The organism is Roseateles terrae (genome assembly GCF_014192155.1).
Taxonomy (GTDB): Bacteria; Pseudomonadota; Gammaproteobacteria; order Burkholderiales; family Burkholderiaceae_C; genus Roseateles; species Roseateles terrae.
In genome coordinates this window covers 860,092-887,009 of the sequence record NZ_JACHXO010000001.1, presented here as the reverse complement: position 1 = coordinate 887,009, position 26,918 = coordinate 860,092, and the positions used below count along the sequence as shown (strand labels likewise).

The following is a 26,918-nucleotide window of genomic DNA, read 5'->3' as shown; positions in this document are numbered from 1 at the left end:
GGTGCGTTGAACGCCGTGCCGGAGCCCGCCATGACTGTCCGCCCGAACGACCTCATCAACGAGAGGGATCTCTCTAAGCTCAAGTGGCGCTGCCGGCGCGGCTTGCTGGAGAATGACCTCTTCATCGAGCGGTTCTTCCGGCAACATGAAAGCCAGCTGACCGAGTTCCACGCGGAAGGCCTCAGGCAACTGATGGACCTCTCCGACAACGACCTGCTGGATCTGATGCTGGCCCGCAAGGAGCCCGCGGACGATCTGGCACGGCCGGATGTGCAAGCGGTGCTGGCGATGCTCCGGACGCCGCAATACGAGACAAGAACCCCACAGAAGTCATAAGGAATGCCCATGACCCCCTCTGACGTCAAAGCCACACTGTCGTTCTCGGACGGCAGCCCGCAGATGGATCTGCCCCTGTACAAGGGCACGATCGGCCCGGATGTCATCGACATCCGCAAGCTGTATGCGCAGACGGGCAAGTTCACTTATGACCCCGGCTTCCTGTCGACAGCCTCCTGCAACTCCACCATCACCTACATCGACGGTGACAAGGGCGAGCTGCTGTATCGCGGCTATCCGATTGAACAGCTGGCAGTGAACTGCGACTACCTGGAAACCTGCTATCTGCTGCTGTACGGCGAGCTGCCCACTCCGTCGCAGAAGGAAGAGTTCGTCGGCCGCGTGACCCATCACACGATGGTCAACGAGCAGATGCAGTTCTTCCTGCGCGGTTTCCGTCGCGATGCCCACCCGATGGCCGTGATGACGGGTCTGGTGGGGGCGCTGTCCGCCTTCTATCACGACAGCACCGACATCAATAACCCCGAGCACCGTGAAATCGCCGCGATCCGCCTGATCGCCAAGATGCCGACGCTCGTGGCCATGGCCTACAAGTACACCATCGGCCAGCCGTACATCTATCCGAAGAATGACCTGTCCTATGCAGGCAACTTCATGCGGATGATGTTCGCCACGCCTTGCGAAGAGTACAAGCCCAACGAGGTGCTGGTCCGCGCCATGGACCGTATCTTCACGCTCCATGCCGACCATGAGCAGAATGCGTCGACCTCGACGGTGCGCCTGTGCGGCTCGTCCGGCACCAACCCGTTCGCAGCCATCGCCGCCGGCGTGGCCTGCCTGTGGGGACCGGCACACGGCGGCGCCAACGAAGCAGCACTGAACATGCTGGGCGACATCCAGAAGCAGGGTGGCGTGGCCAAGATCGGCGAGTTCATCAAGCAGGTGAAGGACAAGAACAGCGGCGTCAAGCTGATGGGCTTCGGTCACCGCGTCTACAAGAACTACGATCCGCGCGCCAAGCTGATGCGCGAAACCTGCCATGAAGTGCTGAACGAACTGGGTCTGCAAAACGACCCGATGTTCAAGCTGGCCATGGAACTGGAGAAGATCGCGCTGGAAGACGAATACTTCGTCGCCCGCAAGCTCTACCCGAACGTGGACTTCTACTCCGGCATCGTGCAGCGCGCCATCGGCATCCCCGTGCCGCTGTTCACCGCGATCTTCGCGCTGGCCCGCACCGTCGGCTGGATTGCCCAGCTGAACGAAATGATCGGCGATCCGGAATACAAGATCGGCCGTCCGCGTCAGCTGTTCGTCGGCGCCACCAAGCGCGACGTCAAGCCGATCGCACAGCGCTGAGCGCGTGAGGCGTTGCGCATCGCTCGGCCTCGCTGAGTGAAGCGACCGCCCCGCCGACCCAACCCCTGAGCCTTCGGGCACAGGGGTTTTTTTTCGTTCCCCCCGGGGAATTTCGGAGGCGCGCGACGACTGCGCCGCGAGCCCTTGCGATATGCTTCGCGGTCTTGCAAACGTTTGCAAGCGCAATGATTCGAAGCGCTGCACGATGCACCTTCCGCCAACCCATTTCTGAAGAAAGCCGATCACAGGGATGAGCACCATCAAGGATGTGGCCGCATTGGCGGGGGTGTCCTTCACCACGGTCTCGCATGTGTTGAACAACACGCGGCCGGTGAGTGCGCAGGCGCGCGCGCGGGTGCTGGCCGCCGTGGATGAGATCGGTTATCTGCCCAGCGCAGTGGCGCGCTCACTGCGGCGCAGCGAGACCAAGATCGTCGGCGTGCTAGTGCCCAATGTGCGCAATCCATTCTTCGCCGAGCTGGTGGTGGGCGTGGAAGAGTGGTGCCGGCAGGCGGGCTACTCCGTCTTCCTCTGCAATTCGGACAATGATCCGAAGCACCAGCAATCCTATCTGCGCACGCTGCTGGAAAAGCGCATCGATGGCTTGCTGCTCAGCTCCGCGGGCGACACCGATGCCTTGGCCACCACCTTCCGCCACGCCAGCGTGCCGGTCGTGACGGTGGACCGACTGGTGCCGGGGGCGCGTGCAGACCGCGTGAGCGTCAACAATCAAGTCGGCGCGATGGCCGCGGTGCGGCACCTGATGTCGCTGGGGCATCGCCGCATCGGCTGTGTGAGCGGACCGGCCGAATTCGAGGTCACGCAGGAGCGGGTGGCCGGCTGGCGTGCGGCCTTGCAGGATGAAGGCCTGCAGCCCGATGACGCCTGGCTGATTGAAAGCGACTTCAGCACCGCCGGCGGTTATGAAGCCGTCAAGACACTGCTGGCTCGTGCCCCCGAACTCACCGCTGTCTTCACCAGCAACGACCTGATGGCCATGGGCGCCTTGCGCGCTGCGGCCGAATCGGGTCGCAGCGTTCCGCAGCAGCTCAGCGTCGTCGGGTTTGACGGCATCGAGCTGGGCAGCTACATCTATCCCGCCATCACCAGTGTGGGATGCTCGATCCGCGACCTGGGCCGGGAGGCCGGCCGCGCCCTGATCGAGCGCATCGAGAACCCGCAGGCGCCGTTCAAGGACCTGCAGCTCACGCCGCAGCTGGTGCTGCGTGAAAGCACATCCGCGCCTTTGTCTTCGGAGCAAGCATGAATCTGGAAAAGGCTGCGGCCACCGTGGTGGTGGTCGGCAGCATCAACATGGACCTGGTGGCGCATGCCCGTCGGCTGCCCGCACCCGGTGAGACGCTGATCGGGGAGGCCTTTGCCGGCACGCCGGGGGGCAAGGGCGGCAATCAGGCGGTGGCTGCGGCGCGCCTGGGTGCGGAGGTGGCGCTGATCGGCCGGGTTGGGTTGCGTCAGCACGGGCAGGAGCTGCTGGCGGCGCTGGAGCAGGAACAGGTCCTCACCCACCACATCGTGCGTGACGAGGCCACCTGGCCCGGCGTGGCGGTCATCATGGTCGCGAAGGAGGGCGGTGAGAACGCCATCGTGGTGGTGCCCGGCAGCAATGCCGATCTGACGCCCGGCGATGTGGAGGCCGCTGCAGGCCCGCTGCAATCGGCCAAGGTGGTCGTGGCTCAGCTCGAAGTGCCGGTGCCGGCCATCCAGCGCGCCTTCGAGATCGCCCGTGAGGCCGGTGTCACCACCGTGCTCAACGCCGCCCCGGCCCAGACGCTGCCGCCCGCGCTGCTCGCACTGACCGACTGGCTGGTGGTGAATGAAACCGAAGCCGCGCAGCTGTGCGGCGAAGCGCTGGACGCCGCCGCGCTGAGCGACGAATTGACCCTGGCCCGCGAAGCAGCGCGCCATCTGCGCACCCTCGGCCCCCGTCACATCCTGGTGACGCTGGGCGGGCAGGGCGCCTGGTTGCTGGGCGACTCGCAGCCCGACGGCTGCCACCTGCGTGCCACCCGGGTGACCGCCATCGACACGGTCGGCGCCGGCGACACGCTGGTGGGTGGCCTCGCCGTTGGCCTCTCCGAAGGGCTGGATGCGCTGCAGGCCGCCGCCCTGGGCCAATCGGCGGCCGCCCTGGCCGTGAGCCGCTCCGGGGTGCAGCACGCCATGCCTTACCGTTCCGAGCTGCCGGCCCTGGCCGACAGCATGACTCCCGCCTGACCTGGAAGCCGTATCCACCATGGACAGCCCCAAGATTCCCGTTATTTACGACACCGACCCCGGCATTGATGACGCGCTCGCGCTCGCCCTGCTGGCGGCCCATCCACGCTTTGACCTGGTCGCCATCACCTCGGTGCATGGCAATGCGTCGGTCGACCTGACCTCCCGCAACGCGCAGGGCCTGGCGGCTCTGTTCAAGCTGGACATTCCGGTGGCCGTGGGCGCGGCCGGTCCGCTGCTGGACAGCCGCCGCCGCGACGGAGCCCTGCATGTGCACGGCGACGATGCACTGGGCGGCATTGCCCATCAGCTGCCGAAGCCGACCCGTCCGGCCGATCCGCGCCCGGCGCATCAACTGATCTGCGACCTGGTCAATGAACGCCCGGGCGAACTGACCCTGGTGGCCGTCGGCCCCTTCACCAACCTGGCCCTCGCTCTGCGCCAGGACCCCGGCATCGCCGGCAAGGTGAAGCAGGTGGTGGTGATGGGCGGCGCCTTCGGCCTGAAGGGCCACAGCGGCAACGTCTCGCCGGTGGCGGAAGCCAACATCATGGCCGACCCGGAAGCAGCCGACGAAGTACTGACCGCCCCCTGGCCGGTCATCGTGGTCGGGCTGGATGTGACGCAGGAAGTCATCATGCGCGAGGCCGACCTGGCCCGCCTGTGTGGCCGCGGCGATGGCGCCGGCGACCTGTTGTGGCAGGCCACCCGCCACTACCAGAAGTTCTACGATGCACGCGACAGCATCGGCGGCATCTATGCGCACGATGCCAGCGCCGCCGCGGTGCTGCTGGTGCCCGAAGCCTTCACCTTGCGCCGCGGCCCGGTGCGGGTGGCGCTGGAAGGCATTGCCACCGGCCAGACCATCCAGGACTGGCGCGGCGAGCAGTCGCAGCCCACGCCGTGGACCGGCCACCCGGCCCAGCAGGTGTGCGTGGCGGTGGACGCCCCCAAAGTGCTGGCCCTGTTCGACGAGATTTTCTGAGGAGATTCCCCATGACCGCACAAGCCTCCCAAGCGTCCGCTGGCGTCAAGCTGCTGCTGCCGCGCTGGCTCATCACGATGACGCCGGGCAGCCCGGTGCTGGAGCAGCATGCGCTGGCCATGGAAGGCGACCGCATCGCCGCCGTGCTGCCGCGTGAGGAAGCGCTGCAGCGCTACGCCAGTGCCGAGCGCGTCGAGCTGCCGCACCATGTGCTGATCCCGGGCCTGATCAACGCCCACACCCATTCGGCGATGTCGCTGCTGCGCGGCGTGGCGGACGACCTGGCCCTGATGGACTGGCTGAACAACCACATCTGGCCGCTGGAGCGTCAGTGGGTGAGCGAGGACTGGGTCTACCAGGGCTCGATGCTGTCGGCCGCGGAAGCGATCCGCGGCGGGGTGACCTACCTCAACGACATGTATTTCTTCCCCACCGCCATGGCCCGCGCCGCGGTGGACAGCGGCCTGCGCGCCGGCGTGTCGATCAATGTGATCGACTTCCCCACCGGCTACGCCGCCAACGCCCAGGACTACATCCAGAAGGGGCTGGCGGCCTATGAGCAGTTCAAGGGTGAGCCGCTGCTGGACTGGACCAGCGCACCGCACGCGCCCTACACCGTCTCGGACGACACCTTCACCCAGCTGCGCGAGCTGGCGGAGAAGTACGACCTGCAGGTGCATTGCCACATCCACGAAACGCAGGACGAGATCGACGGCAGCGTCAAGCAGTACGGCATGCGTCCGCTGGAGCGCCTGGACAAGCTGGGTCTGCTCAACGAGCGCATGATCGCTGTGCACATGGTGCATCTGTCCCCGCAGGAGATCGAGCTCATTGCCGCCAAGGGCGTGCACCTGGTGCACAACCCCAGCTCCAACTTGAAGCTGGCGTCGGGCATCGCCCCGGTCAAGGCGCTGGAAGCGGCCGGCGTGAACACGGTGCTCGGTACGGATGGCGCAGCGTCCAACAACCGCCAGGACATGTTCACCGAAATCCGGGCCGCTGCGCTGCTGGCCAAGGGCTCCACCGGAGACCCGCTGACCGTCTCCGCCCGTACAGCGCTGGAGATGGCCACGGTGCGTGCTGCCAAGGCCATGGGCCGCGCCCACGACCTGGGCACGCTCGAAGCCGGCAAGCAGGCCGACGTGGTGGCGGTGTCGCTGGAGGCACTGGAATGCCAGCCGGTCTATCACGCGGACGCGCAACTGGCGTATGTGGCGGGTCGTGAACATGTCACAGATGTCTGGGTGGCAGGGCGGCAATTGTTGAAAAATCGCATCAATACATCGATCGATACCGGGGCTCTGATGGGACGGGTGCAGGGCATCGTGGATAAGATGCGCGCGGGGCGTTAACCCCCTCATTTGAGGGACCGGGTTAGCGCTAGGCGCCGACCCGGGATCCGCCTTCCACAAGAAGGGGGACGGTCGGCATTCGGGGACACTCGCCGCGAGGTAGCCTACAAAAGAGGCTGGCCCGTTGGCAGGAACTATCAGAATGAAAAACCGTTCATCCTTCGGCCGTCTGCTGGCCTCCGTGCTTCCGACCACCGCCCTGGTGGCGGGCCTGATGGGCGCTGCCTTCAGCGCGCAGGCCCAGATCGTCGTGGGCCAGACCAATGGCATCACCGGGCAGGTGGCGGCCAGCGTCAAGGAACTGAACCTGGGCGCGAAGCTCTACATCGACCATGTCAATGCCACCGGCGGTGTCAATGGCCAGAAGATCGAGCTGGTCGCCCTGGACGATGCCTTCGATCCGAAGCGCACCGCCGCCAACGCCCAGACGCTGATCGACAAGAATGCCGTCGCGCTGTTCCTGACGCGGGGCACGCCGCACACCCAGGCGGTCATGCCGCTGCTGGACAAATACCAGATCCCGCTGGTGGCACCGTCCACGGGTGCGATGCTGCTGCACAAGCCGGTGCATCCCTACATCTTCAACGTCCGCTCCACCTACCAGCGTGAAGCCGAGCGTGCGGTGCAGCTGCTGCTGGAGATGGGCAATCAGCGCATTGCGCTGGTCCAGGTGAACGATACCTTCGGCACCGACGCGGCCTCCGGCGCACTCAAGGGCCTGGCCGACCAGAAGGTCAAGCCGGTCGCCCACCTGACCTTCGACCGCGAAAAGCCGGACGTGCCCAACCTGATCAAGCAGGTGATGGCCGCCGACCCGCAGGTCGTGCTGTTCATCGGCTCCCAGCAACTGGTGGCGGACTGCATCAACGGCATGCGCACCGCTGGCTCGCGGGCGATGGTCTCGACCCTGTCGAACAATGCATCCGCCGGCTTCCTGCAGCTGCTGGACAAGAACGCCGCGGGTGTGATCGTGTCCCAGGTGTTCCCGAACGAGCGGACCATGTCCATGCCGATGGTGCGTGAGATCACCGAGCTGGTGAAGAAAGCGCCGGAAAGCGGCGGCGTCGTCACCCCGGCCATCATGGAAGGTTTTGCCTCGGCCAAGGTGCTGGTGGAAGCGCTCAAGCGTGCCGGCAAGGACGTGAACCGCGGCAGCGTGACGCGCGCCCTCAACGGCATGGGCAAGTACGACCTGGGCGGCCTGGAGATCTCGTTCAGTCCGAACGACCACACCGGCGCCACCTATGCCGATATCGCCATCATCGATCCGCGGGGACGTTTCCTGCGCTGATGCTGCTGCGCTGATCGACTGAATCGCGCAAGAAGGCCATCCTCCACGGATGGCCTTTTTTCATTCCGCGCCGGGCGCGGGCATCGTCCACTTCGATGCGCTAGGGGAGAACCCTCCCGCCCTGGCTACAATCGACAGTTCTCCGCCGCGACCCCCCACGGCGCCAGACCTTCAGAGACCAGCTTCATGGCCAGCACCACCTCCTCCAAGCATCTGATTCACTTCGAGGGGGGCAATGCCCTCTCGGCATTCCGGGCCACGGCGCTGCTGGCGCGCCTGCAGGCCGTGAGTGACCGCATCACCGCCGTGCACGCCCGCCATGTGCACTGGGTGTGGACCGACACCGCCCTGGACGACGCCAGCCAGGGCAAGCTCGCAGCGCTGCTCAACTACGGCGACGCCTACGAAGGCCCGACGGATGGCGCCCTGATCGTCACCGCTCCGCGCCTGGGCACCCTCAGCCCCTGGGCCTCCAAGGCCACCGACATCGCCCACAACTGCGGTCTGGACATCCACCGCGTGGAGCGTGTCACCGAATACCGCCTGACCCTCAAGGGCGGGCTGCTGAGCACCGTCACCGCGGGCCTCACCGGCGGCCCCAAGCCGCTGACCGAGCAGGAACTGCTGGCCTGCGCCGAGCTGCTGCACGACCGCATGACGGAAAGCGTGCTGCTGCGCCGTGAGGACGCGGTGCATCTCTTTGACGACAAGCAGGCCCAGCCGCTGGCCCATGTGGACGTGATCGGCCGTGGCCGCGCTGCCCTGGACGAAGCCAACGGCGCCTGGGGTCTGGCCCTGTCCGACGACGAAATCGACTACCTCGTGACCGCCTTCCAGCGCCTGGGCCGCAACCCCAGCGACGTGGAACTGATGATGTTCGCCCAGGCCAACAGCGAACACTGCCGTCACAAGATCTTCAATGCGCAGTTCACCATCGATGGGGAAGCGCAGCCGCTCTCGCTGTTCGGCATGATCCGCAACACCGAGAAGCTGAATTCGCAGCACACCATCATTGCCTATGCGGACAACGCAGCGGTGATGGAGGGCCATCCCATCGAACGCTGGATGGCCGCCGGTGACCAGCGCGCGCCCAGGTACGAGGCCCGCAGCGAAACCGCCCATGTGCTGATGAAGGTGGAAACGCACAACCACCCGACCGCCATTTCTCCGCACCCGGGCGCCTCCACCGGCGCGGGCGGCGAGATCCGCGACGAAGGGGCCACCGGCCGCGGCGCCAAGCCCAAGGCCGGCCTGACCGGTTTCTCCGTCTCCAATCTGCACCTGCCGGGCCTGAGCGAACCCTGGGAACAGAACCCGATCGGCAAGCCGGCGCACATCGCCAGCCCGCTGCAGATCATGACCGAAGGCCCGCTGGGTGGCGCGGCCTTCAACAACGAATTCGGCCGTCCGGCGCTGGGCGGTTATTTCCGCGTCTATGAGCAGGCGGTGGATGGCATCCATCGCGGCTATCACAAGCCGATCATGATCGCCGGCGGCGTGGGGGCCATCCGCTCCGACCTGACCAAGAAGATTGAATTCCCGGCCGGTACGCTGCTGATCCAGCTGGGCGGCCCCGGCATGCGCATCGGCATGGGCGGCGGCGCGGCCAGCTCGATGGCGGCCGGCACCAACACCGCTGACCTGGACTTCGACTCCGTGCAGCGTGGCAACCCGGAAATCCAGCGCCGCGCGCAGGAAGTGATCAACCATTGCTGGGGCCTGGCGGAACGCAACCCCATCCTGGCGGTGCATGACGTTGGCGCCGGTGGCATCTCCAACGCCTTCCCCGAACTGGTCAACGACGCCGGCCGGGGCGCCTGCTTCGACCTGCGCAAGGTCCCGCTGGAAGAGTCCGGCCTGGCCCCCAAGGAAATCTGGTGCAACGAGAGCCAGGAGCGTTACGTCCTGGCCATTGCCCCGGAGAGCCTGCCGCTGTTCCAGAGCATGTGCGAGCGCGAGCGCTGCCCGTTCGCGGTGGTCGGCGTGACCACCGCGGATCGCGAACTGGTGCTGGAGGACGGGCAGGGCGGTGATCGCGCCATCGACATGCCGATGGACGTGCTGCTGGGCAAGCCGCCGAAGGTGCATCGCGATGTGAAGCGGGTGGCCCGCTCCGGCGGCGCGCTGAAGCTGGACGGTGTTGATCTGGCCCAGGCCGTGACCCATGTGCTGCGTCACCCGACGGTGGCGTCCAAGCGCTTCCTGATCTCCATCGGTGACCGCACCGTGGGCGGCCTCAGCCACCGCGACCAGATGGTCGGCCCCTGGCAGGTGCCGGTGGCGGACTGCGCCGTCACCCTGGCGGACTTCAAAGGCTTTGCCGGCGAAGCGATGAGCATGGGCGAGCGCACGCCGCTGGCCTCGGTGGATGCCCCCGCGTCGGGCCGCATGGCGGTGGCCGAGGCCATCACCAACCTGCTCGCCGCGCCCATCGAGCTCTCCCGCGTCAAGCTGTCCGCCAACTGGATGGCCGCCTGCGGCGAAGCCGGTGAAGACGCTGCGCTGTATGACACCGTGAAGACGGTGGGCATGGAGCTGTGCCCGGCGCTGGGCGTGTCGATTCCGGTGGGCAAGGATTCCTTATCCATGCGCACCCGCTGGAGCAACAACGGCGAGACCCGTCAGGTCACTGCGCCGGTGTCGCTGATCGTGTCCGCGTTTGCCTCGCTGCCGGATGTGCGCGGCACGCTGACGCCGCAGCTGCAGCCAGGCGACACGACCCTGGTGCTGATCGACCTGGGGCAAGGGCGCCAGCGCATGGGCGGCTCCATCCTGGCGCAGACCCTGAATCAATTCGGCCCGGAAGTGCCGGACCTGGACGACCCGGCGCTGCTGAAGCAGACGGTGGATGCCGTCAACGACCTGCGCGGCCAGGGCAAGCTGCTGGCGTATCACGACCGCAGTGACGGCGGCCTCTTTGCCGCCGCCGCCGAAATGGCCTTCGCGGGCCAGCGCGGTGTCAGCCTGAATGTGGACCTGCTCGTGATGGAGGGCGACGGCATCTCCGACAGCCGTGCCGATACCGGTGACTCCAAGAACTGGGCGAGCCAGGTGAGCGGCCGCCGCGACGAGCTGACGCTCAAGGCGCTGTTCAACGAAGAACTGGGCGTGGTGCTGCAGGTGGCCACCGGCGACCGGGATGCCGTCCTGCAGACGCTGCGGGCGCATGGTCTCTCCAAGCTGTCGCACGTGGTCGGCAAGACCAACGAGGCGGCACAGGTGGAAGTGTGGCGCGATGCCAAGAAGGTGTTTGCGGCCCCGCTGCAGCAGCTGTATCAGGAATGGGACCAGGTGTCCTGGCGCATCGCGCGGGACCGTGACAACCCCGTCTGCGCCGATCAGGAACATGCGCTGGCGGGTGCGCCGGTCGCGGGTCTGCACTGGCAGCCGACTTTTGATGTGAACGAGGATGTGGCGGCGCCCTTTATCCAGACGGGCGTGCGGCCGAAGGTGGCCATCCTGCGCGAGCAGGGCGTCAACTCGCATGTTGAAATGGCCTACGCCATGTCGCAGGCCGGCTTTGACAGCTACGACGTGCACATGAGCGACCTGCAGGCGGGTGCGGTCGATCTGAGCCAGTTCAAGGGCTTCGTGGCCTGCGGCGGCTTCAGCTACGGCGACACCCTGGGCGCGGGCGAAGGCTGGGCGCGGTCCATCCTGTTCAATCCGCGTCTGAAGGACGCCTTTGAAGGCTTCTTCGCGCGGCAGGACAGCTTCGCGCTGGGCGTGTGCAACGGCTGCCAGATGCTGGCGGCGTTGTCGCCGATGATCCCCGGCGCGCAGCACTGGCCGAAGTTCGTGCGCAACCGCAGCGAGCAGTTCGAGGCGCGTCTGGCGCAGGTGGAAGTGCTGGAGTCGCCAAGCCTGTTCTTCCGCGGCATGGCGGGCACGCGCCTGCCGATCGCGGTGGCGCACGGCGAAGGTTTTGCCGACTTCTCACAGCGCGGCGATGCCGGTCAGGTGATCCGCGCGATGCGCTATGTGGACGGCAGCGGACAGCCGACCGAGCAGTACCCGCTGAATCCGAACGGCAGCCCCGGCGGCCTGACGGCGGTGACGACGGCCGACGGCCGCTTCACCGCGCTGATGCCGCATCCGGAGCGGGTGTTCCGCAACATCCAGATGAGCTGGACGGGGGGCGATACGTCGACCTTCAGTCCCTGGATGCGCATGTTCCGCAATGCACGGGTCTGGGTGGGGTGAGCCCCCGGCTCCGTGGGTGCGCGGAGCCGCCCCCCCAGGGGGAGACCCTCGCCGAGTGCAGCGGCCCTCGGCGAGGGGCAATGCGGCCGGCTTGGGACGGCCCGGCGCCAGCGCAAGTCGGTCCAGGCACCGACTGCGGGTGGCAGGAAGGACTGCTGTTGTTCAGGCGAGGCCGGAGAGCAGCTCGTAGGACCGGCGTCGGGCCTTGGCATCATGGACCGCGCACGCGACGATGAATTCGTCCGCGCCGGTGCGCTCCTGCACTTCCTGCAGGCCGGCCTTCACCGTCGAGGGTGAGCCGACGATGGACTCGGCCAGCATGCGTTCCACCTGGAACTGCTCCGACGGCGTCCACACATCCTCCATCTGCGGAATCGGTCGCGGCAACAGGCCGCGCTGACCGCGCTGCATGCCCAGGAAGCGCTGTTGGATGGACGTGAACAGGTGACGCGCCTCGGCGTCCGTCTCCGCCACGATGATGTTCAAGCCCACCGCCGCATACGGCTTGGGATGCTTCTCGCTGGGGCGGTACTGGGCGCGATACAGCTCCAGCGCCTGCATCAGCATGGCCGGAGCGAAGTGCGAGGCAAAGGCGAAGGGCAGGCCCATGTACGCGGCCAACTGCGCGCTGTAGAGGCTGGAGCCGAGCAACCAGATGGGCACTTCCGTGCCTTGTCCTGGCACTGCCCGCACGACCTGGCCCGACTTGGCCGGACCCAGATAGGCCTGCAGTTCCAGGACGTCTTCCGGGAAGCGGTCTTCATGGGCGGTGGAGAGATGCCGGCGCAGGGCGCGCATGGTGGGCCCGTCCGTGCCGGGGGCACGGCCGAGACCCAGGTCGATGCGACCAGGGAAGAGGGTGGCCAGGGTGCCGAACTGCTCGGCAATGGTCAGCGGGGCGTGATTGGGCAGCATGATGCCGCCGGAGCCGACGCGGATGCGCTCGGTGGCGGCAGCAATCTGCCCGATCAGCACCGCCGTGGCCGAAGAGGCCACACCCTCCATGTTGTGGTGCTCCGCCACCCAGAAGCGCTCGTAACCGAGCTTCTCGGTCCATTGGGCCAGCGCAATGCTGTCCCGCAGGGCCTGGGCGGGGGAGCCGCCTTCCACAACAAATGCGAGATCAAGAATGGAGAGTTTTGCAGACATGTCGCCAGTCTAGGACGGGGCGGACAGACGCGTTGGTGGCAAGGCTATTGGATGGGCCCCCATCGGGATGGGGGCCAATACGGCTGCTATTGCCCTAGAGGCGGCGCTGTCTCCGTTCCAAGGATCGGGTTGGGCACCTCCGGGTAAGCGGCGTCCGCGGGCAGGCTCTTGTAGGTGTCCGCCGCCGTGGCAGGGAACCAATTCCACGTGTACGTTTTGGTCGGAAACTTCAGCAACAGGGCGTCATAGTCGGCGCTGGACCACTTGGAAACGACGGTATCGGGACTAGATATCGACCGGGTCTGGGTGATATCGGGTTGGCAGACCGCAATAAAGCGCGTCATCACATGGCTGTTGCCGCTGGGCGTCTGGATGCTCACGGCCTGCGTGACGCCGATATCGCCGAACGAACTGCAGAACGCGCCGATCTGGACACGGGGCAGTCGTACCTGCGTCCCGTTGTCAATGATCAGGCTGTGAGGCACTCCAGCCTTTCCCACTGTGGTGTAGGCAGGCGTCGTGCGGAACGAGCGCGCATTCAGGGCCTCAGAAAACACATTCGTCGCCTGGCTCTGCTCGACGTTGATGCGCGCAGCTTCCACGGCTGCGGCCATCAGCGTGCTGGATTGCCCCATGACCAGATTCCCATTGACCGCCAGCACGGCCGATCGCCCTTTCGTCTGCAGAACCTTGCCTGCGCCGCCGATGACTGCGCTGTTCGTAGCGATCTGCTGGCCCTGAATCAGGCCCGCATTGGTGATGTCGTTGCCAGCAGCGTCCCAGGACGGAATGCCGGACCCGGAGCCCGACCCAGAGCCTGCCGAAGCCGCGGTGCTGTCCGCCAGCAGATTGACGGCCGCCAGGATGCCGGGCAGGCCGCGCGCGCCGTCCTTCGACTGAATTGGATTCTCGGACTGGGAATGCCCGAAGACACCGCGCAGCGTCTTGCTTTCGGCCAGGCCGCTCTTCAGCATTGACATCCGTCCGGCGTAACCGGCCTCCTGCAGTGCAGCGCCCATCTGCGCCGCGGCACCCAGGGGGAGGGACGTGGACCCGAAGTAATAAGGCTGCGTATTGAAGACCACCGACTCCAGCGTCCAGGCATTTCCAGGGGTGCCGCCAGTGTCGGGCGAGCCGGGCGTGCCGCCGCCGGGTGTGGTGCCAGAGCCACCGATCAGGCCCATGCCGTACCGTTGCTGCAGATAGCGGCAATAGGTCCTGCCGTTTTGGAACGAGCTGACAGCCGCTGAGAGGAACGTATCCGTGTAGCCTTGGATGAGCTTCAGCTCGTTTTTGCTATCGACGATGAGGCGGTCGGCCATGACAAGGGTGGGCGGGTCGCTTTTCCCGTTGTAGCAACTGACCCCATTGATCGTGGGCGGCATATCCCGGGCGGCGTCGGTCCCCACCCTAAAGGGAAAGCCTTTGAATTCGGCAATCGGGCCACCCAGGCTGTCATTGATGCCTGGAACAAAGCCCGCGGGGATCACCGCGCCAGTGCCGGCGCCGGTCCCACCGGTCGTCCCACCGGTGGTCGCCGGATCCACGGCCGACTGCTCATGACGCACCGGCCGAATGGCCACCGCAATCCGTGCCAGGGCGGCTTCTCCGCTGCGCTTGTCCACGGCGATGCCGGGCGAGAACGGCAGCAACAGCGCGTCATTGGCCCGCACCAGTTCCAGATCCTGGAGTTCCCGCACGGTGGGTTGGAACCCGTTGGCCACGGTGACGCTCCCCAGCACGAGCTTGCAGTCAGGACCGGTGTCAGACGCGCCAGGGGGCGGCGTGGTGCCGCCTTCGTCAATCTCCAGCGTGGATTCGGCACAGCGTGCATCCAGCGCCAAAATCTGCTTGTTGTACTGCCGCATGTAGCGGGCAGCGCCTTCGCTGATGGTCGTCAGCTGCTGGCCCACGGCCTTGCCCTGGCTGACCATCTGCGAGTAACGCACGGCCAGCATCACGCTGGCGGTGATGCCGGCGACCACGATGCCGGAGATGGCGGTTTCCACCAACGTGAAACCGCGAGCGCGGGAACGTGCGCCCGCGGCGCTTCGGCGTCGCCGCGTCTGGGCCTGCGGAAGTACCTGGGAGAGGTGCTGCGGGGTCGGACGCAGGCAGGTGGAGGGTGAGAAGAGCCTTTCGGACGGGCGTTCTGACAAGCGTGATGGCATGACAGGAGTGCGTGGTGGCGCACGTGATGAAGGATGCCGCCATCCTCCGACGCCTTGCCGCTGCCGCCTATGGCATCAATGGGTAGACCGTCCCCCTTGATCTCCCTCAACCTGAGGAAGCGTCGCCCCCACTGCTAAGGATGTGCTGACTCATCGGTTGGATCCGGATCCCGGTATTCACGCGCAATCTCCTTGAACTGCTGCTGCAGATGCAGGAACGCATCCACCACATCCGGGTCGAAATGGCTGCCCCGGCCCTGCGCAATCAGCTGCACCGCGTCCTCATGCGGCATTGGGGGTTTGTAGACCCGGCGGGTGATCAGCGCATCGTAGACATCGGCCACCGCCATCAGCCGCGCGGGCAGCGGGATGTCCTCACCCCGCAGGCCCCGCGGATAGCCGCTGCCGTCCCACTTTTCCTGATGACCGTAGGCGATGTCCTTGGCGGTCTGCAGGAACTTCACCGGGGTGCCGAGCTGACGTTCCGCCTGCTCGATCGCGTCCTTGCCCAGGGTCGTGTGGGTCTTCATGACCTCGAATTCCTCCGGCACGAACGGCCCCGGCTTGAGCAGAATGCGGTCCGGGATGCCCACCTTGCCGATGTCGTGCAGCGGTGCTGACTTGAAGAGGGTGGCGATGTAGTCGTCGGTCAGCAGGGAGGCAAAGCGCGGGTGATGGCGCAGCGCTTCCGCGAGGGTCCGGACATAAAACTGGGTGCGGCGCAGATGCTGGCCGGTCTCGTTGTCCCGCGTCTCGGCCAGGGACGCCATCGCATGGATGGTGACGTCCTGGATGGCGGCCAGTTCCGCTGTGCGTCGCTGCACTTCATGTTCGAGGAAGCTGGCCTTGTCCCGCAGGAAATCGGCACTGGCTTTCAATTGCAGATGCGTGTGCACCCGCGCCAGCACCAGCGGCGGGCTGATCGGTTTGGTGATGTAGTCCACCGCTCCCAGCTGGAAGCCTCGGGCTTCGTCCTGTGTGTCGGCGCGGGCGGTCAGGAAGATCACCGGGATGTCGCGCGTGGACGGCTGCGCCTTGATGGCCTGGCAGGTCTCGTAACCGTCCATGCCGGGCATCATCACATCGAGCAGGATGAGGTCAGGCAGCGGCGGTGTGGCGAGCAGCCGCAACGCTTCATACCCGTCTGCCGCCGTCACCACGTGATAGTGCATGTCCAGCAGGGCACTCATCAGGGCCAGGTTGGTGGGCGTGTCGTCGACGACCAGAATCGTTGAACGCGGCGCGCCGGCCGTGTTCTCGTGCAATGTCATAGGGGCGCTCCCTGGGTGGCTGAGGCCGGTCTGACGTTGATGCGTCCAGGCCGGTGGAATCCACTTGTGATGTGTGCCCGCCGAGGTCGCCAATGGCCCGGCGGGCAGGCTCGATAGTAGCCGCGCAGCGTCCTTCGTGGAGCAGGGCAGGCTCGCAGTGGGGTCAGGGGGTGAGCGCCTGGGGGGCCCCGGAAAGGTTGTCGTCCTACAGCCGGGGATAAGGCCCCCGCACTACGATGCGGTGCATGACAGTGCGTACGAGTCCGGCATCCGACCTGATCGTCGCCCGGCCGGAAGGTTTGTATTGCCCGGCGGGCGATTTCTACATCGATCCCTGGCGCCCGGTGGCGCGGGCCGTCATTACCCACGCTCACAGTGACCATGCGCGCTGGGGCCATGGCCACTACCTCGCGCATGAGCACAGCGCCGCGATCCTTCGACGGCGCCTGGGCGCCGATATTCATCTGCAAACCCTTCCGTACGGCGAGGGGATCAACCATCACGGCGTACGGGTGTCGCTGCATCCGGCCGGGCACGTGCTCGGCTCAGCGCAGGTGCGGCTGGAGGTGGGCGGGGAGGTGTGGGTGGCCTCGGGCGACTACAAGCTGGAATCGGATGGCACCTGCCCCCCGTTTGAAGCAGTTCGCTGCCATACCTTCATCACCGAATCGACCTTTGGGCTGCCGATTTATCGGTGGCCGTCCCAGCCTGAGCTGTTTCAGGACATCAATGCCTGGTGGCAGGCCAATGCGGCGCAGGGGCGGGCGTCCGTGCTCTATGCCTATGCGCTGGGCAAGGCGCAACGGTTGCTGCATGGGCTCGATCCATCGATCGGGCCAATCGTCTGCCATGGCGCGGTGGAGCCTCTGAATGCGGTCTATCGTGACTTGGGGGTCCAGCTGCCGCCGACCGTGATGGCCACTGATCCCTCGCTGGACAAGGCGAGCCTGGGGCGATCGATCGTGATCGCGCCGCCGTCGGCAGCACGGTCCACCTGGCTGCGCCGTTTTGGTCCGGATCTGGCGGATGCCTTCGCCAGCGGCTGGATGCAATTGCGGGGCACGCGACGCCGCCGCGGCGTGGACCGCGGATTTGTGGTGTCCGACCATGCCGACTGGCCGGGTCTGCAAACGGCGATTCGCGCCACCGGGGCTGAACGTGTGTTCGTGACCCATGGCAGCGTGCCGGTGATGGTGAGGTGGCTGTGTGAGCAGGGTCTGCAGGCGCAGGCGTTTGCTACCGAATACGGCCATGAGGACGACAGCGAGCCGGGCATGCCGGAGACAGGGGGGGAGTCCCGCCAGTCCAGCGACGCTGCCGAAGCAGGCGAACGCAGCGGATGTGGCAAACCTGGCGAAACCGGCCAACCGGGCGAAGGTGGCGAACGTAGCGAACCTGGCGAATCGGGCGAATCGGGCGAATCGGGCGAATCGGGCGAACCTGGCGAATCGGGCGGAAGCGCCGGCCCCGGAGCCGCGCCATGAAAGCCTTCGCCGCGCTCTACCGCGCCCTGGACGCCTCCACCGGCAGCCTCGCCAAACAGGCGGCGCTGCAGGCCTATCTGCGTGAGGCCCCGCCGGCGGACGCCGCGTGGGCGGTCTACTTCCTCGCTGGCGGCAAGCCCCGCCAGCTGGTCCCGGTGAAGCTGCTGCGGGAGCAGGCGCGCCTGGCTGCCGGCCTGCCCGAATGGCTGTTCGACGAATGTTATGAAGCGGTCGGTGACCTCGCCGAAACCCTCTCGCTGCTGCTGCCGGACCCCGCGCAGGTGACCGAGTTTCCGCTGTCCCACTGGATGGAGCATCATCTGCTGCCGCTGCGTGGCCTGCCGCCCGAGTCGCTGATCGAGCGCCTCCAGCAGCAATGGCAGTGGCTCGCCGCGGACCAGCGGCTGGCCTACTTCAAGCTCATCACCGGAGCCTTCCGGGTAGGCGTCTCCAAACTGCAGGTGACGCAGGCACTGGCCGCCGTCAGCGGCGTGGATGCCCGTCAGATTGCCCAGCGGCTGATGGGCTATACCCACATCGGCGCCCGACCCACCGCGGAGGACTTCCAGACGCTGATCGCGCCGGAGGATGCCCACCCGGAAGGCCAGACCCGCGGTGGCCAGCCTTATCCCTTCTTCCTTGCGCATCCGTTCACCCAGCCGGTGGCCCAGTTCGACGCCCAGCTGGGGCCCCCGCAGGACTGGCTGGTCGAATGGAAATGGGATGGCATTCGCGCCCAGCTGGTCAAACGGGCCGGCGGGGTGTGGGTGTGGTCACGGGGCGAGGAGTTGATCAGTGACCGGTTCCCCGAGCTGCAGGCGATGGGTGAGACGCTGCCGGACGGGACCGTGCTCGATGGCGAGATCCTCATCTGGCGCGACGACCGTGTGCAGCCCTTTGTCGAGCTGCAGCGGCGCATCGGCCGCAAGCTGCTGGGACCCAAGCTGCTGCGAGAGCTGCCGGCGGTGCTGGTGGTCTACGACCTGCTGGAGCAGCAGGGCCAGGACTTGCGGGACCATTCGCAATATGAGCGGCGTCAGCGGCTGGAGCAACTCGTGGGGGCTCAGGCGCATCCGGCCCTGATCCTCAGCCCGCTGGTGACGGCGGACACCTGGGCGGACCTTGCCGCCGTGCGGGAGGAAGCCCGGGACCGCGGCGTGGAGGGCATGATGCTCAAGCGTCTGGACGCGAAATATGGCGTTGGCCGCACCAAGGACGTCGGCGTCTGGTGGAAATGGAAGATCGACCCGATCTCGGTGGACGCGGTGCTGCTGTATGCGCAGCGCGGCCACGGCCGCCGTGCGAGCCTCTACACCGACTACACCTTCGCCGTCTGGAACGGCCCGCCGGATGATCCCGCGCGGCAGCTGGTACCCTTCGCCAAGGCCTATTCCGGACTGACCGACGAAGAGATCCGCGCGGTGGATGCGATCATCCGCAAGACCACCGTCGAGAGTTTCGGGCCGGTGCGCAGCCTGCAGCCGACGCAGGTCTTTGAGCTTGGCTTTGAAGGCATCTCGCGCAGCAGCCGGCACAAAAGCGGCATTGCCGTGCGCTTCCCCCGCATGCTGCGCTGGCGGACCGACAAGCCGGTGGCGGAGGCCGATTCGCTCGACACCCTCCAAGCGCTGCTACCGGGGGCAGACGCATGACCGCCCCCGCAGAGTGGCTGACCCGGCGCGGCTGGACCGCCTTCGACTTCCAGAGTGAGGTCTGGGCCGCGATGGCCGAAGGCCGCAGTGGCCTGCTGCATGCCAGCACCGGCAGCGGCAAGACCCTCGCGGTGTGGCTCGGTGCGCTGGCGGCATTGCCTGCGCAGGGGGTGGAAGGGCGCGGTGACAAGCCGCCCCCGCTCTCGGTCGTCTGGATCACGCCGATGCGGGCGCTGGCCGCGGACACCTTCCGCGCGCTGCAGGAGCCGCTGCGGGACCTGCATCCCGACTGGACCATCGGCCTGCGCAGCGGTGACACCACCGCCGGTGAGCGCGCCGCCCAGGACCGGCGCCTGCCGACCGTGCTGGTGACGACGCCGGAAAGCCTGTCGCTGCTGATGTCCAAGGCCGATGCACCGGAGCTCCTGCGGCACGTGCGGCTCACGGTGATCGACGAATGGCACGAGCTGATGGGCAACAAACGCGGCGTGCAAACGCAGCTGGCGTTGGCGCGTCTGCGGCATTTCCAGCCGGGGCTGATGTCCTGGGGGCTGTCCGCCACATTGGGGAATCTGGACGAAGCGCTGCGCACGCTGCTGGGCGCCGCACCGCAGCCGGTGCCGCCGGCGCTGGTGCAGGGCTATACCGACAAGACGTTGATCATTGACACGCTGCTGCCCGCCACTGCTGAACGCTTTGCCTGGGCCGGCCACATGGGCCTGCGCATGCTGCCGCAGGTGGTCCAGGCGATCGAAGAGAGCGAGAGCTGCCTGGTCTTCACCAACATGCGGTCGCAGGCCGAGCGGTGGTATCGCGCGCTGCTGGAAGCGCGGCCCGATTGGGCCGGCGTGCTGGCGCTGCATCACGGCTCGCTGGACCGCGAAGTGCGCGAATGGGTCGAAGTCGGGCTGAAGGAAGGCCGGATCAAGGCGGCGGTCTGCACCTCCAGCCTGGACCTGGGCGTGGACTTCCTGCCGGTGGACCGTGTGCTGCAGATCGGGTCGGCCAAAGGTGTCGCGCGGCTGGTGCAGCGGGCAGGGCGCTCGGGCCATGCGCCGGGGCGGCCGTCCCGCATCACGCTGGTGCCGACCCACAGTCTGGAACTGGTGGAAGCCGCTGCTGCGCGCGAAGCCGTGTTCACCGGTCAGGTGGAGGCCCGCCGCAGCCCGCGCGAGCCGCTGGATGTGCTGGTGCAGCATCTCGTCACCGTGGCCCTGGGCGGTGGATTCCGGCCGGACGAGCTGCTGAGCGAGGTGCGCAGCACCGTCGCCTATGAGCATCTCAGCGCCGAGTCCTGGCAGTGGTGCCTGGACTTCGTCCGCCAGGGGGGGCCGTCCCTGGCCGCCTATCCCGACTATCACCGCGTGGTGCCGGACGAGGCGGGCCTCTGGCGGGTGCCGGACGCGCGGCTGGCGCGGCGGCATCGGGTCAACATCGGCACCATTGTGAGCGATGCGGCGATGACGGTGCAGTACCTGGGCGGCGGCCGACTCGGCACGGTGGAGGAGGGCTTCATTGCCCGGCTCAAGCCCGGGGATGCCTTCATGTTCAGCGGGCGGCTGCTGGAGCTGGTGCGGGTGGAGCAGATGACGGCGCTGGTGCGCCGCGCGACGGCGGGCCGCGTGGCCTTGCCGCGCTGGAACGGGGGACGCATGCCGCTGTCCAGCACGCTGGCCGATGCGGTGCTGCGCCAGTTGCAGGCGGCCGACGAAGGCCACTTCGACAGTCCGGAGATGGCCTGCGTGCGACCGCTCGTCGACATCCAGAAGCGCTGGTCGGGCGTGCCGACACCGGAGGTGCTGCTGGCGGAGACCTTCAAGTCCCGCGAGGGCTGGCATCTGTTCCTCTATCCGTTTGCCGGACGTCAGGTCCATCTGGGGCTGGCGGGTCTGCTGGCCTGGCGGGCCGCGCAGCCGGAGACGGGTACCTTCTCCATCGCCCTGAATGACTACGGCATCGAGCTGCTCAGTGCCAAGCCGATCGACTGGCAGGAACGGCTGCCAGGCCTGCTGGGCCTGCCGCCGATGGAGCAGTTGCTGGCCGAGGTGCTGGCCAGCCTGAATGCCACCGAGCTGGCCCGACGGCGCTTCCGCGAGATTGCCCGGGTGGCCGGTCTGATCTTCCAGAGCCACCCCGGCGAGCGCCGCAGCAACCGGCAGTTGCAGGCGTCCGCCAGCCTTTTCTTCGAGGTGTTCCAGCAGTACGACCCCAACAACCAGCTGCTCAAACAGGCGGAGCGTGAGCTGCTCACCCAGGAGCTGGATGTGCAGCACCTGGCGCAGGCCCTCGGCCGCATGCAGGGACAGACGCTGCGCATCCACGCCCTGAAGAAGCCGACGCCGCTGGCATTTCCGCTGATGGTGGAGCGCTTCCGGGAGAAGCTGAGCAATGAGTCGCTCGCGGACCGTATTGCGCGCATGGTGTCGGCGCTGGAGCGCAGCGCGGGCGGGGAGACGGTAGGAACCGCGCATGAGCGCGCTGATCAGGTGTTCGCACGGCCCGATGCACCGGACATGGCCGTGGGACAGTCGCTGGCGCTGGAAACGCGCGGCGATACCTCGGGGGACCGCTCGCCCTCGGCGGGTGGACGCAAGCGGAATTCGGCGCGGGAGCGGGCCAAGGCGAAGGCCAGGGCGAGTCCGCGCAGGCCGCGGTTGCGTCTAGTGAGCGTGTGAACGTGTGAGCGTGAGCGTGGGTGCGTGGGTGCGGGGACAACGCCATTCCAGGATGTCACTGCCGTTCTTCACAGGTCCGGCTGAGCGATGCGGCGGCGGCGGGTCGCGCTCGGCGATGATGTGGGCATGTCAACCGTAGAGAATTTCACCTTGCCGGCCGGTGCGCGGCGTCTCACCGTGGGCGACGATGTCCTGGACCTGCTGCCCGGCCGCGCCGCCTGGTGGCCATCGCACCGCACCCTCTTCGTGGCGGACGTGCACATCGGCAAAGCCGCCAGCTTTCGAGCGCTTGGGCAACCGGTGCCTTCGGGCACGACCCAGGACAACCTCCGCCGGCTCACCGCACTGGTGGCGCAATGCCAGGCACAGCGGCTGGTGGTGCTGGGCGACTTCCTTCACGCGGCCACCGCGCAGCAGGCGCAGGTGGTGGAGCAGGTGCAGGTCTGGCGCGAGTTGCATGACGGGCTCGATTGCGTGCTGGTCCGCGGCAATCACGACAGCCATGCCGGGGATCCGCCGCCGTCCCTGCGCTTTGAAGTGGTGGACGAGCCCAGCCCGATGGGACCGTTCCTGGCTTGCCATCATCCGGGCGCCCGGCCCGGGGGACTGGTGCTGGCGGGGCATCTGCATCCGGCTGTGGCGCTGCGCGGGCCCGCGCATGACCGGCATCGCCTGCCGTGCTTCTGCCTGACGCAGGATCAGCTGATCCTGCCCGCCTTCGGTGCTTTCACCGGCACCACGCTGGAAGGGCTGCCCAAGGCGGCCAGGTGTTATCCCATCGCAGCCGATCAGGTGCTGGGACCGATCCTGGCTTGAAGCCTCAACGCCCAACGACAACGGCCCGACCGACGGGCCGTCTCCGGGTCTGACCCAGGGTCTGACCCAGGGCCCGAGCCGTCGCCCCACCCACGGCCCTCATGGCAGGAGGCCGCCAACGTCGGTATGGAAGTCCCCGATCTCCGTCCAGTCCCTGAGATCGGCCGGCACGTCGAACGCCTGGGACAGGGCCAATGCCGCCTCTTCCGCCGAAGCGAACGAGTCGCCCCAGGGCGCGCTGTCGCGTTTGACCCGCCATCGCCGGGACAGACGGGGCTTGATTGAAAAGGTGCCCTCAGGCCCCTGGAAGACATAGGAGACGATGTCGAGATCCATGGTGGCGCTCCGCAGCCGGCGCACCGGGGCGGACCGTGCCCGAGCGCGCCAGAGTTCCAGACTATCGCAGCCCGTCCCGACGGACGCGCCCGATGCAGGGGTGTCGCTGCTGGCAGGGACGCGGCGACGCCGTGCGCTCATTCATCGTCTCCGTCCTGAGTCCGGGAACGGGCGGTTCGTCGGCCCTCCAGCAGGTGCGGCACCCAGGTCAGAATTGCCAGGGCAATCAGCATGCTGAGCACGGCGGTGGCTTCGCGCCCCAGGCCGCAGGCGACACCGATGGCGGCCGTCATGAAGATGCCGGCGGCGGTCGTCAGACCCTGAACCCGGCCCTGCACCCGGCCTGGTTCCTCCTTGTGCTTGATGATGGCCCCCGCGCCCAAAAAGCCGATGCCGGCAATGATGCCCTGCAGCACGCGGCTCATGTCCGGCGTGGCCATGCCGGCCTGCTGGGGCACCAGCACGAACATCGCGGCGCCCAGGCTCACCAGCATGTGCGTTCGCAGACCGGCGGCCTTGCCGTGGCTTTCGCGCTCGTAGCCCAGGATGCCGCCGAGCAGGGCAGCCAGCATCAGCCGCACGATGATGCGGGTGGCCTGCGCCGCATCCGGCACGTCGGAGAATTCCTGGCGCAGGGTCTCCATCACCGCGTCGAGTCCTGACATACCGTCGGCGCTCATGCGGGCGCTCCGCCGTCTTCGAAACTGAAGCCCTCCGCCGGATGCAGCGCCCAGGCGCCATTGCCCTTCAAATGCAGCACATGGCTGTGATGCTTCAGCACGGCGGGTCGGTGGGCGATGCTCACCAGGGTGACGCCGTCGCCGCACAGCCGCTGGTAGAGGCGGTTCTCGTTGACGCCGTCGAGCGCGCTGGTGGCTTCGTCCAGGATCACCATCTGCGGTTTGCGCACCAGCACGCGGGCAAAGGCCAGTCGCTGCTGCTCGCCCATCGAGAGCACCTTGTCCCAGTCCTGAACGGCATCCAGGCCGCCGACACGCTCGGACAGTTCGGGCAAGGCGACTTCCTTCAGGATCTCCTGCAGTTCCTCGTCACTGAGCGAGGTCTGCGTATCGGGGTAGATCAGCTGGCTGCGCAGCGTGCCTTCCTGCAGATAGGGCTTCTGCGGCAGGAAGAAGATCTTTTCGATCGACGGATGCTCGATGGTGCCGGAGCCGGTTTTCCAGAGGCCCGCAATCGCGCGCAGCAGCGAGCTTTTGCCGCAGCCGCTCACGCCGGTGATCAAGAGGCTCTCCCCCGGCTTCAGCGAGATATCCAGCTTCTCGACCAGCTTGCGATCGAATTGCGGGGTGAAGAGGGTGAGATCCCGCATGGCGAGTTGTTCGGCCTGGCTGGTCTGGATCTTTTCCTGCTCCCGCAGGGCGCGGGCCTTGCGCTTGATGATCAGCTCGGAGAGCGCATGCAGGCGGTCGATGCCGGCCACGAAGCGCGAGAGGCTCTCAAAGTTCTCCACGATCAGAGACACGGCCGTCAGCACGGCTGCGAATGCACCCGCCGCCTGCACCGCGGCGCCCACTTCGAGTTCGCCGGAGAGCACCCGATCCGCCAGGATGACGGCAGGCACCACCAGCGTCAGTTGACTGAAGCCACGCTGGAAGAGGTTGAGCGAGCGCTGCTTCTTGATCAACTTCCCGTAGTTCTGATACACCTCTTCGAACCGCTGCTCAATGTTGGCCCGCTCCTGCGGCTCGCCGCGATAAAACGCGATGGATTCGGCGTTCTCCCGCAGTCGCATCAGGCCGAAACGGAAGTCGGCCTCACGGCGCAGCTGCCAGAAGTTCAGGCGGATCAGCGGTGATCCGAAGACATACAGCGCGAGAAAGGTGCCAACGACCGCATAGACGGCGAGGAACGCCACCAGCGCCTTGGACAGCGACCACAACACCGCCGAGAAAGCCACCAGCTGCATCGCCGAGCCGGTCAGCATCAGCAGGAAGTGGGTGGAGCGGCCGGTGAAGGTGTTGATGTCTTCGCTGATCCGCTGGTCGGGGTTGTCGATGTCGCCGCCGTTGCCGATCTCGTAGTACTTGCGACCGTCCAGATATCCGTCGAGGAAACGGCCAGTGAGCCAGCGCCGCCAGTGATTGGAGAACGCGTCCCGCATGTAGTAATAGAACGCGTAGACCGGCACGGCGAAGGCCAGCACCAGCAGCGTGTCCCGCACCGATTGCCAGAACCGGCTGTGCTCACGGGCGGCGAGGGCGGAGGTCAGCTCACCGGTCTTGTCATTGAGCAGCACGGCCAGCTGGGTCTCGCACAGCATCAGCACGATCAGCAGCGCCAGCAAGGCCCAGGCCGAGCGCTTCTGGTCGCCCATCCAGAAGGGTTTGGCCAGCTGGAGGAACTGGCGCCATGCGGCCATGGAGAGGCCAGGCGGCCGACGAAAGCGTTTTTTGGGAGCTTTGCCTGGCGCGGCGCCTGGCGTGGGCGCGGCTGTGCCGGCGGAGTCGGGTGCGTGGGTGGCGGTCGAGGGCATGAATGAGCCTGAAGCTTCCGTATACCTGCACGGTAGCCCGCCCGGACCACGAACCTTGTCGGACGCTGCCTATATCCGCTGACGGAGAGAAGCGCTTGGTGGTAACAAGCGCGAACGATCTCAGGCGTCGCAGCGGGGACTGGAGTTGCTCCGCAGAATCCAGCGGTCGGACTTGCGGGCCAGCAGCGCCAGCGAGGAGAGGGTGCCCGTGCGGCAGGTGCCGGGATCCACCTCGGCGAACTGCTCCAGCTCGATGGTGCTCGCGTCTCGCCAGCGCATGAAACGGAAGCTGACACCGCGCTGCTCGGGCGTCGCCTCGAACTTGTAGCGCTCCACCAGCCGGTCTTCCTCCAGCGACCAGATCACCACGCCGTTGAACTCAACACCAGGCGATGCGTGGGTCACGACCAGGAAACGACCGTCGGGGGATGGATTGACGTTGCCATGCATCTCGTAGCGCTGACCGTCCTTGCGGGAGATCCACAGCACTTCGGTGCCAAAGGCCAGGGTGACACGGACCACGTAGAAGCGCTTGTCAGGCGAGAGGCCATCAAGGCGATAGTCCACATAGGGCGTCTGCCCGCCATCGTCGGGCTCAGGGTGGCGGCTGTCCAGCATCACCGGGCGGCCTTGCTCCACAAACAGCATCAGGCGCTGACCTTCACGCCGTGCGGATGCGCCCACCTTGCGCAGGACCACGGCTTCGGCCTGGGCGCGGAAGGCTTCGTCGGAACCGTCGTCGGCAGTGGCGGACGAGGCGACGTTGGCGCCGACGAGGGCGGCGTCATTCCCACGGGCCGGGTCCGACGCCGGCACCGGCGCCTGGGTCCGGGGCGCTATGGCCAGCGGCTTGGGACGGGTGTCCCACGGGGGCGCGGCGCCGGCGAGCATCGGGATGGCCAGCGCAAAAATCAGCAGCAGCGCGCCGATCACCTTCAGGGCGATCGGAAATTCCCGGCCGCTTTCCGCGGGGGCCTCCGTCTCGGGAGACAGCGTGTCGTGCAGCGCGCCGGGCACAGTGGGCGAAGTCATGTGTCGGATCAGCAATCACTTGTGCGCTGCCCAATGCTGCAGCAGCGCGTCACCCGGCACACCGGTTGGGGTGCCGCAGGTGCGCGAGTCTAGAAGGCAGGGTTTCCGCGGGCCAG

19 protein-coding genes are annotated in these 26,918 nt (G+C 66.9%); 12 read left to right on the top strand and 7 right to left on the bottom strand.

Annotated features, from left to right (window positions below; all coding sequences use genetic code 11):
* Positions 1–30: 30 nt before the first annotated feature.
* The 8 genes from FHS28_RS03630 to purL all read left to right on the top strand — a co-directional run bounded on the left by FHS28_RS03630 (position 31) and on the right by purL (position 11,722).
* On the top strand, positions 31–336 hold the full coding sequence (locus tag FHS28_RS03630; RefSeq protein WP_088449048.1) for an FAD assembly factor SdhE: 306 nt from the start codon (positions 31–33) through the stop codon (positions 334–336).
* Positions 337–345: 9 nt separating this feature from the next.
* Positions 346–1,656, top strand: coding sequence for a citrate synthase (gene gltA, locus FHS28_RS03625; RefSeq protein WP_088449049.1), 1,311 nt, complete (start codon positions 346–348; stop codon positions 1,654–1,656).
* Between the two features lie 250 nt (positions 1,657–1,906).
* Positions 1,907–2,923 carry a LacI family DNA-binding transcriptional regulator gene (locus tag FHS28_RS03620; protein WP_088449050.1) on the top strand — a complete coding sequence of 339 codons (1,017 nt, stop codon included), beginning with the start codon at positions 1,907–1,909 and terminating at the stop codon, positions 2,921–2,923.
* Positions 2,920–3,891: a ribokinase gene (locus FHS28_RS03615; RefSeq protein ID WP_184294107.1), complete on the top strand. Its 972-nt coding sequence runs from the start codon at positions 2,920–2,922 to the stop codon at positions 3,889–3,891. Before FHS28_RS03620 ends, FHS28_RS03615 begins: the two co-directional genes overlap by 4 nt.
* Positions 3,892–3,910: 19 nt before the next feature.
* Positions 3,911–4,876 (top strand): nucleoside hydrolase, encoded by a 966-nt coding sequence (locus FHS28_RS03610; protein ID WP_088449051.1) that lies wholly within the window; start codon positions 3,911–3,913, stop codon positions 4,874–4,876.
* 11 nt (positions 4,877–4,887) lie between these two features.
* Positions 4,888–6,228, top strand: coding sequence for a TRZ/ATZ family hydrolase (locus tag FHS28_RS03605; RefSeq protein WP_088449052.1), 1,341 nt, complete (start codon positions 4,888–4,890; stop codon positions 6,226–6,228).
* Between the two features lie 142 nt (positions 6,229–6,370).
* The gene (locus FHS28_RS03600; protein ID WP_088449053.1) at positions 6,371–7,519 is read left to right on the top strand and encodes an ABC transporter substrate-binding protein; all 1,149 of its coding nucleotides are present in this window, start codon (positions 6,371–6,373) and stop codon (positions 7,517–7,519) included.
* A 186-nt stretch (positions 7,520–7,705) separates the two neighbouring features.
* On the top strand, positions 7,706–11,722 hold the full coding sequence (gene purL / locus FHS28_RS03595) for a phosphoribosylformylglycinamidine synthase (RefSeq protein ID WP_088449054.1): 4,017 nt from the start codon (positions 7,706–7,708) through the stop codon (positions 11,720–11,722).
* Between the two features lie 162 nt (positions 11,723–11,884).
* Here purL and FHS28_RS03590 read toward each other — a convergent pair whose 3' ends face one another.
* From FHS28_RS03590 to FHS28_RS03580, 3 genes are all read right to left on the bottom strand, one after another.
* A complete protein-coding gene (locus tag FHS28_RS03590) occupies positions 11,885–12,871 on the bottom strand; it encodes an LLM class flavin-dependent oxidoreductase (RefSeq protein ID WP_088449055.1) in 987 nt (328 codons plus the stop codon).
* A gap of 86 nt (positions 12,872–12,957) precedes the next feature.
* Positions 12,958–14,832, bottom strand: a complete 1,875-nt coding sequence (locus tag FHS28_RS03585) for a hypothetical protein (RefSeq protein WP_184294105.1) — start codon at positions 14,830–14,832, stop codon at positions 12,958–12,960.
* A 344-nt stretch (positions 14,833–15,176) separates the two neighbouring features.
* Positions 15,177–16,313, bottom strand: a complete 1,137-nt coding sequence (locus tag FHS28_RS03580) for a response regulator (protein WP_088449057.1) — start codon at positions 16,311–16,313, stop codon at positions 15,177–15,179.
* Positions 16,314–16,558: 245 nt separating this feature from the next.
* Between FHS28_RS03580 and FHS28_RS03575 the strand changes: the two genes are divergently transcribed.
* The 4 genes from FHS28_RS03575 (at position 16,559) to pdeM (ending at position 22,940) form a co-directional block, all read left to right on the top strand.
* Complete coding sequence (locus FHS28_RS03575; protein ID WP_184294103.1) at positions 16,559–17,797, top strand: ligase-associated DNA damage response exonuclease; 1,239 nt, start codon at positions 16,559–16,561, stop codon at positions 17,795–17,797.
* The gene (locus FHS28_RS03570) at positions 17,794–19,449 is read left to right on the top strand and encodes an ATP-dependent DNA ligase (RefSeq protein WP_088449058.1); all 1,656 of its coding nucleotides are present in this window, start codon (positions 17,794–17,796) and stop codon (positions 19,447–19,449) included. Before FHS28_RS03575 ends, FHS28_RS03570 begins: the two co-directional genes overlap by 4 nt.
* On the top strand, positions 19,446–22,124 hold the full coding sequence (locus FHS28_RS03565; protein ID WP_088449059.1) for a ligase-associated DNA damage response DEXH box helicase: 2,679 nt from the start codon (positions 19,446–19,448) through the stop codon (positions 22,122–22,124). Before FHS28_RS03570 ends, FHS28_RS03565 begins: the two co-directional genes overlap by 4 nt.
* Positions 22,125–22,250: 126 nt before the next feature.
* Positions 22,251–22,940, top strand: a complete 690-nt coding sequence (gene pdeM / locus FHS28_RS03560) for a ligase-associated DNA damage response endonuclease PdeM (RefSeq protein WP_088449713.1) — start codon at positions 22,251–22,253, stop codon at positions 22,938–22,940.
* A gap of 99 nt (positions 22,941–23,039) precedes the next feature.
* Here the strand turns inward: pdeM and FHS28_RS03555 are convergent, their stop codons facing one another.
* The 4 genes from FHS28_RS03555 to FHS28_RS03540 form a co-directional block, all read right to left on the bottom strand.
* Positions 23,040–23,276 (bottom strand): hypothetical protein, encoded by a 237-nt coding sequence (locus FHS28_RS03555; RefSeq protein WP_184294101.1) that lies wholly within the window; start codon positions 23,274–23,276, stop codon positions 23,040–23,042.
* Positions 23,277–23,413: 137 nt separating this feature from the next.
* The gene (locus FHS28_RS03550) at positions 23,414–23,956 is read right to left on the bottom strand and encodes an MgtC/SapB family protein (protein ID WP_246409460.1); all 543 of its coding nucleotides are present in this window, start codon (positions 23,954–23,956) and stop codon (positions 23,414–23,416) included.
* Positions 23,953–25,656, bottom strand: a complete 1,704-nt coding sequence (locus FHS28_RS03545; RefSeq protein WP_088449061.1) for an ABC transporter ATP-binding protein/permease — start codon at positions 25,654–25,656, stop codon at positions 23,953–23,955. The genes FHS28_RS03550 and FHS28_RS03545 overlap by 4 nt, the downstream gene beginning before the upstream one ends.
* 234 nt (positions 25,657–25,890) lie before the next feature.
* On the bottom strand, positions 25,891–26,802 hold the full coding sequence (locus FHS28_RS03540; protein ID WP_088449062.1) for a hypothetical protein: 912 nt from the start codon (positions 26,800–26,802) through the stop codon (positions 25,891–25,893).
* Positions 26,803–26,918: the final 116 nt, after the last annotated feature.

Coding starts and splice junctions, on each gene's coding strand:
- FHS28_RS03570 (WP_088449058.1), top strand. CDS start 17,794: ATGAAAGCCTTCGCCGCGCTCTACCGCGCCCTGGACGCCTCCACCGGC.
- FHS28_RS03580 (WP_088449057.1), bottom strand. CDS start 16,313: ATGACATTGCACGAGAACACGGCCGGCGCGCCGCGTTCAACGATTCTG.
- FHS28_RS03575 (WP_184294103.1), top strand. CDS start 16,559: ATGACAGTGCGTACGAGTCCGGCATCCGACCTGATCGTCGCCCGGCCG.
- FHS28_RS03620 (WP_088449050.1), top strand. CDS start 1,907: ATGAGCACCATCAAGGATGTGGCCGCATTGGCGGGGGTGTCCTTCACC.
- FHS28_RS03630 (WP_088449048.1), top strand. CDS start 31: ATGACTGTCCGCCCGAACGACCTCATCAACGAGAGGGATCTCTCTAAG.
- pdeM (WP_088449713.1), top strand. CDS start 22,251: ATGTCAACCGTAGAGAATTTCACCTTGCCGGCCGGTGCGCGGCGTCTC.
- FHS28_RS03555 (WP_184294101.1), bottom strand. CDS start 23,276: ATGGATCTCGACATCGTCTCCTATGTCTTCCAGGGGCCTGAGGGCACC.
- FHS28_RS03540 (WP_088449062.1), bottom strand. CDS start 26,802: ATGACTTCGCCCACTGTGCCCGGCGCGCTGCACGACACGCTGTCTCCC.
- purL (WP_088449054.1), top strand. CDS start 7,706: ATGGCCAGCACCACCTCCTCCAAGCATCTGATTCACTTCGAGGGGGGC.
- FHS28_RS03605 (WP_088449052.1), top strand. CDS start 4,888: ATGACCGCACAAGCCTCCCAAGCGTCCGCTGGCGTCAAGCTGCTGCTG.
- FHS28_RS03550 (WP_246409460.1), bottom strand. CDS start 23,956: ATGAGCGCCGACGGTATGTCAGGACTCGACGCGGTGATGGAGACCCTG.
- FHS28_RS03600 (WP_088449053.1), top strand. CDS start 6,371: ATGAAAAACCGTTCATCCTTCGGCCGTCTGCTGGCCTCCGTGCTTCCG.
- FHS28_RS03615 (WP_184294107.1), top strand. CDS start 2,920: ATGAATCTGGAAAAGGCTGCGGCCACCGTGGTGGTGGTCGGCAGCATC.
- FHS28_RS03590 (WP_088449055.1), bottom strand. CDS start 12,871: ATGTCTGCAAAACTCTCCATTCTTGATCTCGCATTTGTTGTGGAAGGC.
- FHS28_RS03565 (WP_088449059.1), top strand. CDS start 19,446: ATGACCGCCCCCGCAGAGTGGCTGACCCGGCGCGGCTGGACCGCCTTC.
- FHS28_RS03545 (WP_088449061.1), bottom strand. CDS start 25,656: ATGGCCGCATGGCGCCAGTTCCTCCAGCTGGCCAAACCCTTCTGGATG.
- gltA (WP_088449049.1), top strand. CDS start 346: ATGACCCCCTCTGACGTCAAAGCCACACTGTCGTTCTCGGACGGCAGC.
- FHS28_RS03610 (WP_088449051.1), top strand. CDS start 3,911: ATGGACAGCCCCAAGATTCCCGTTATTTACGACACCGACCCCGGCATT.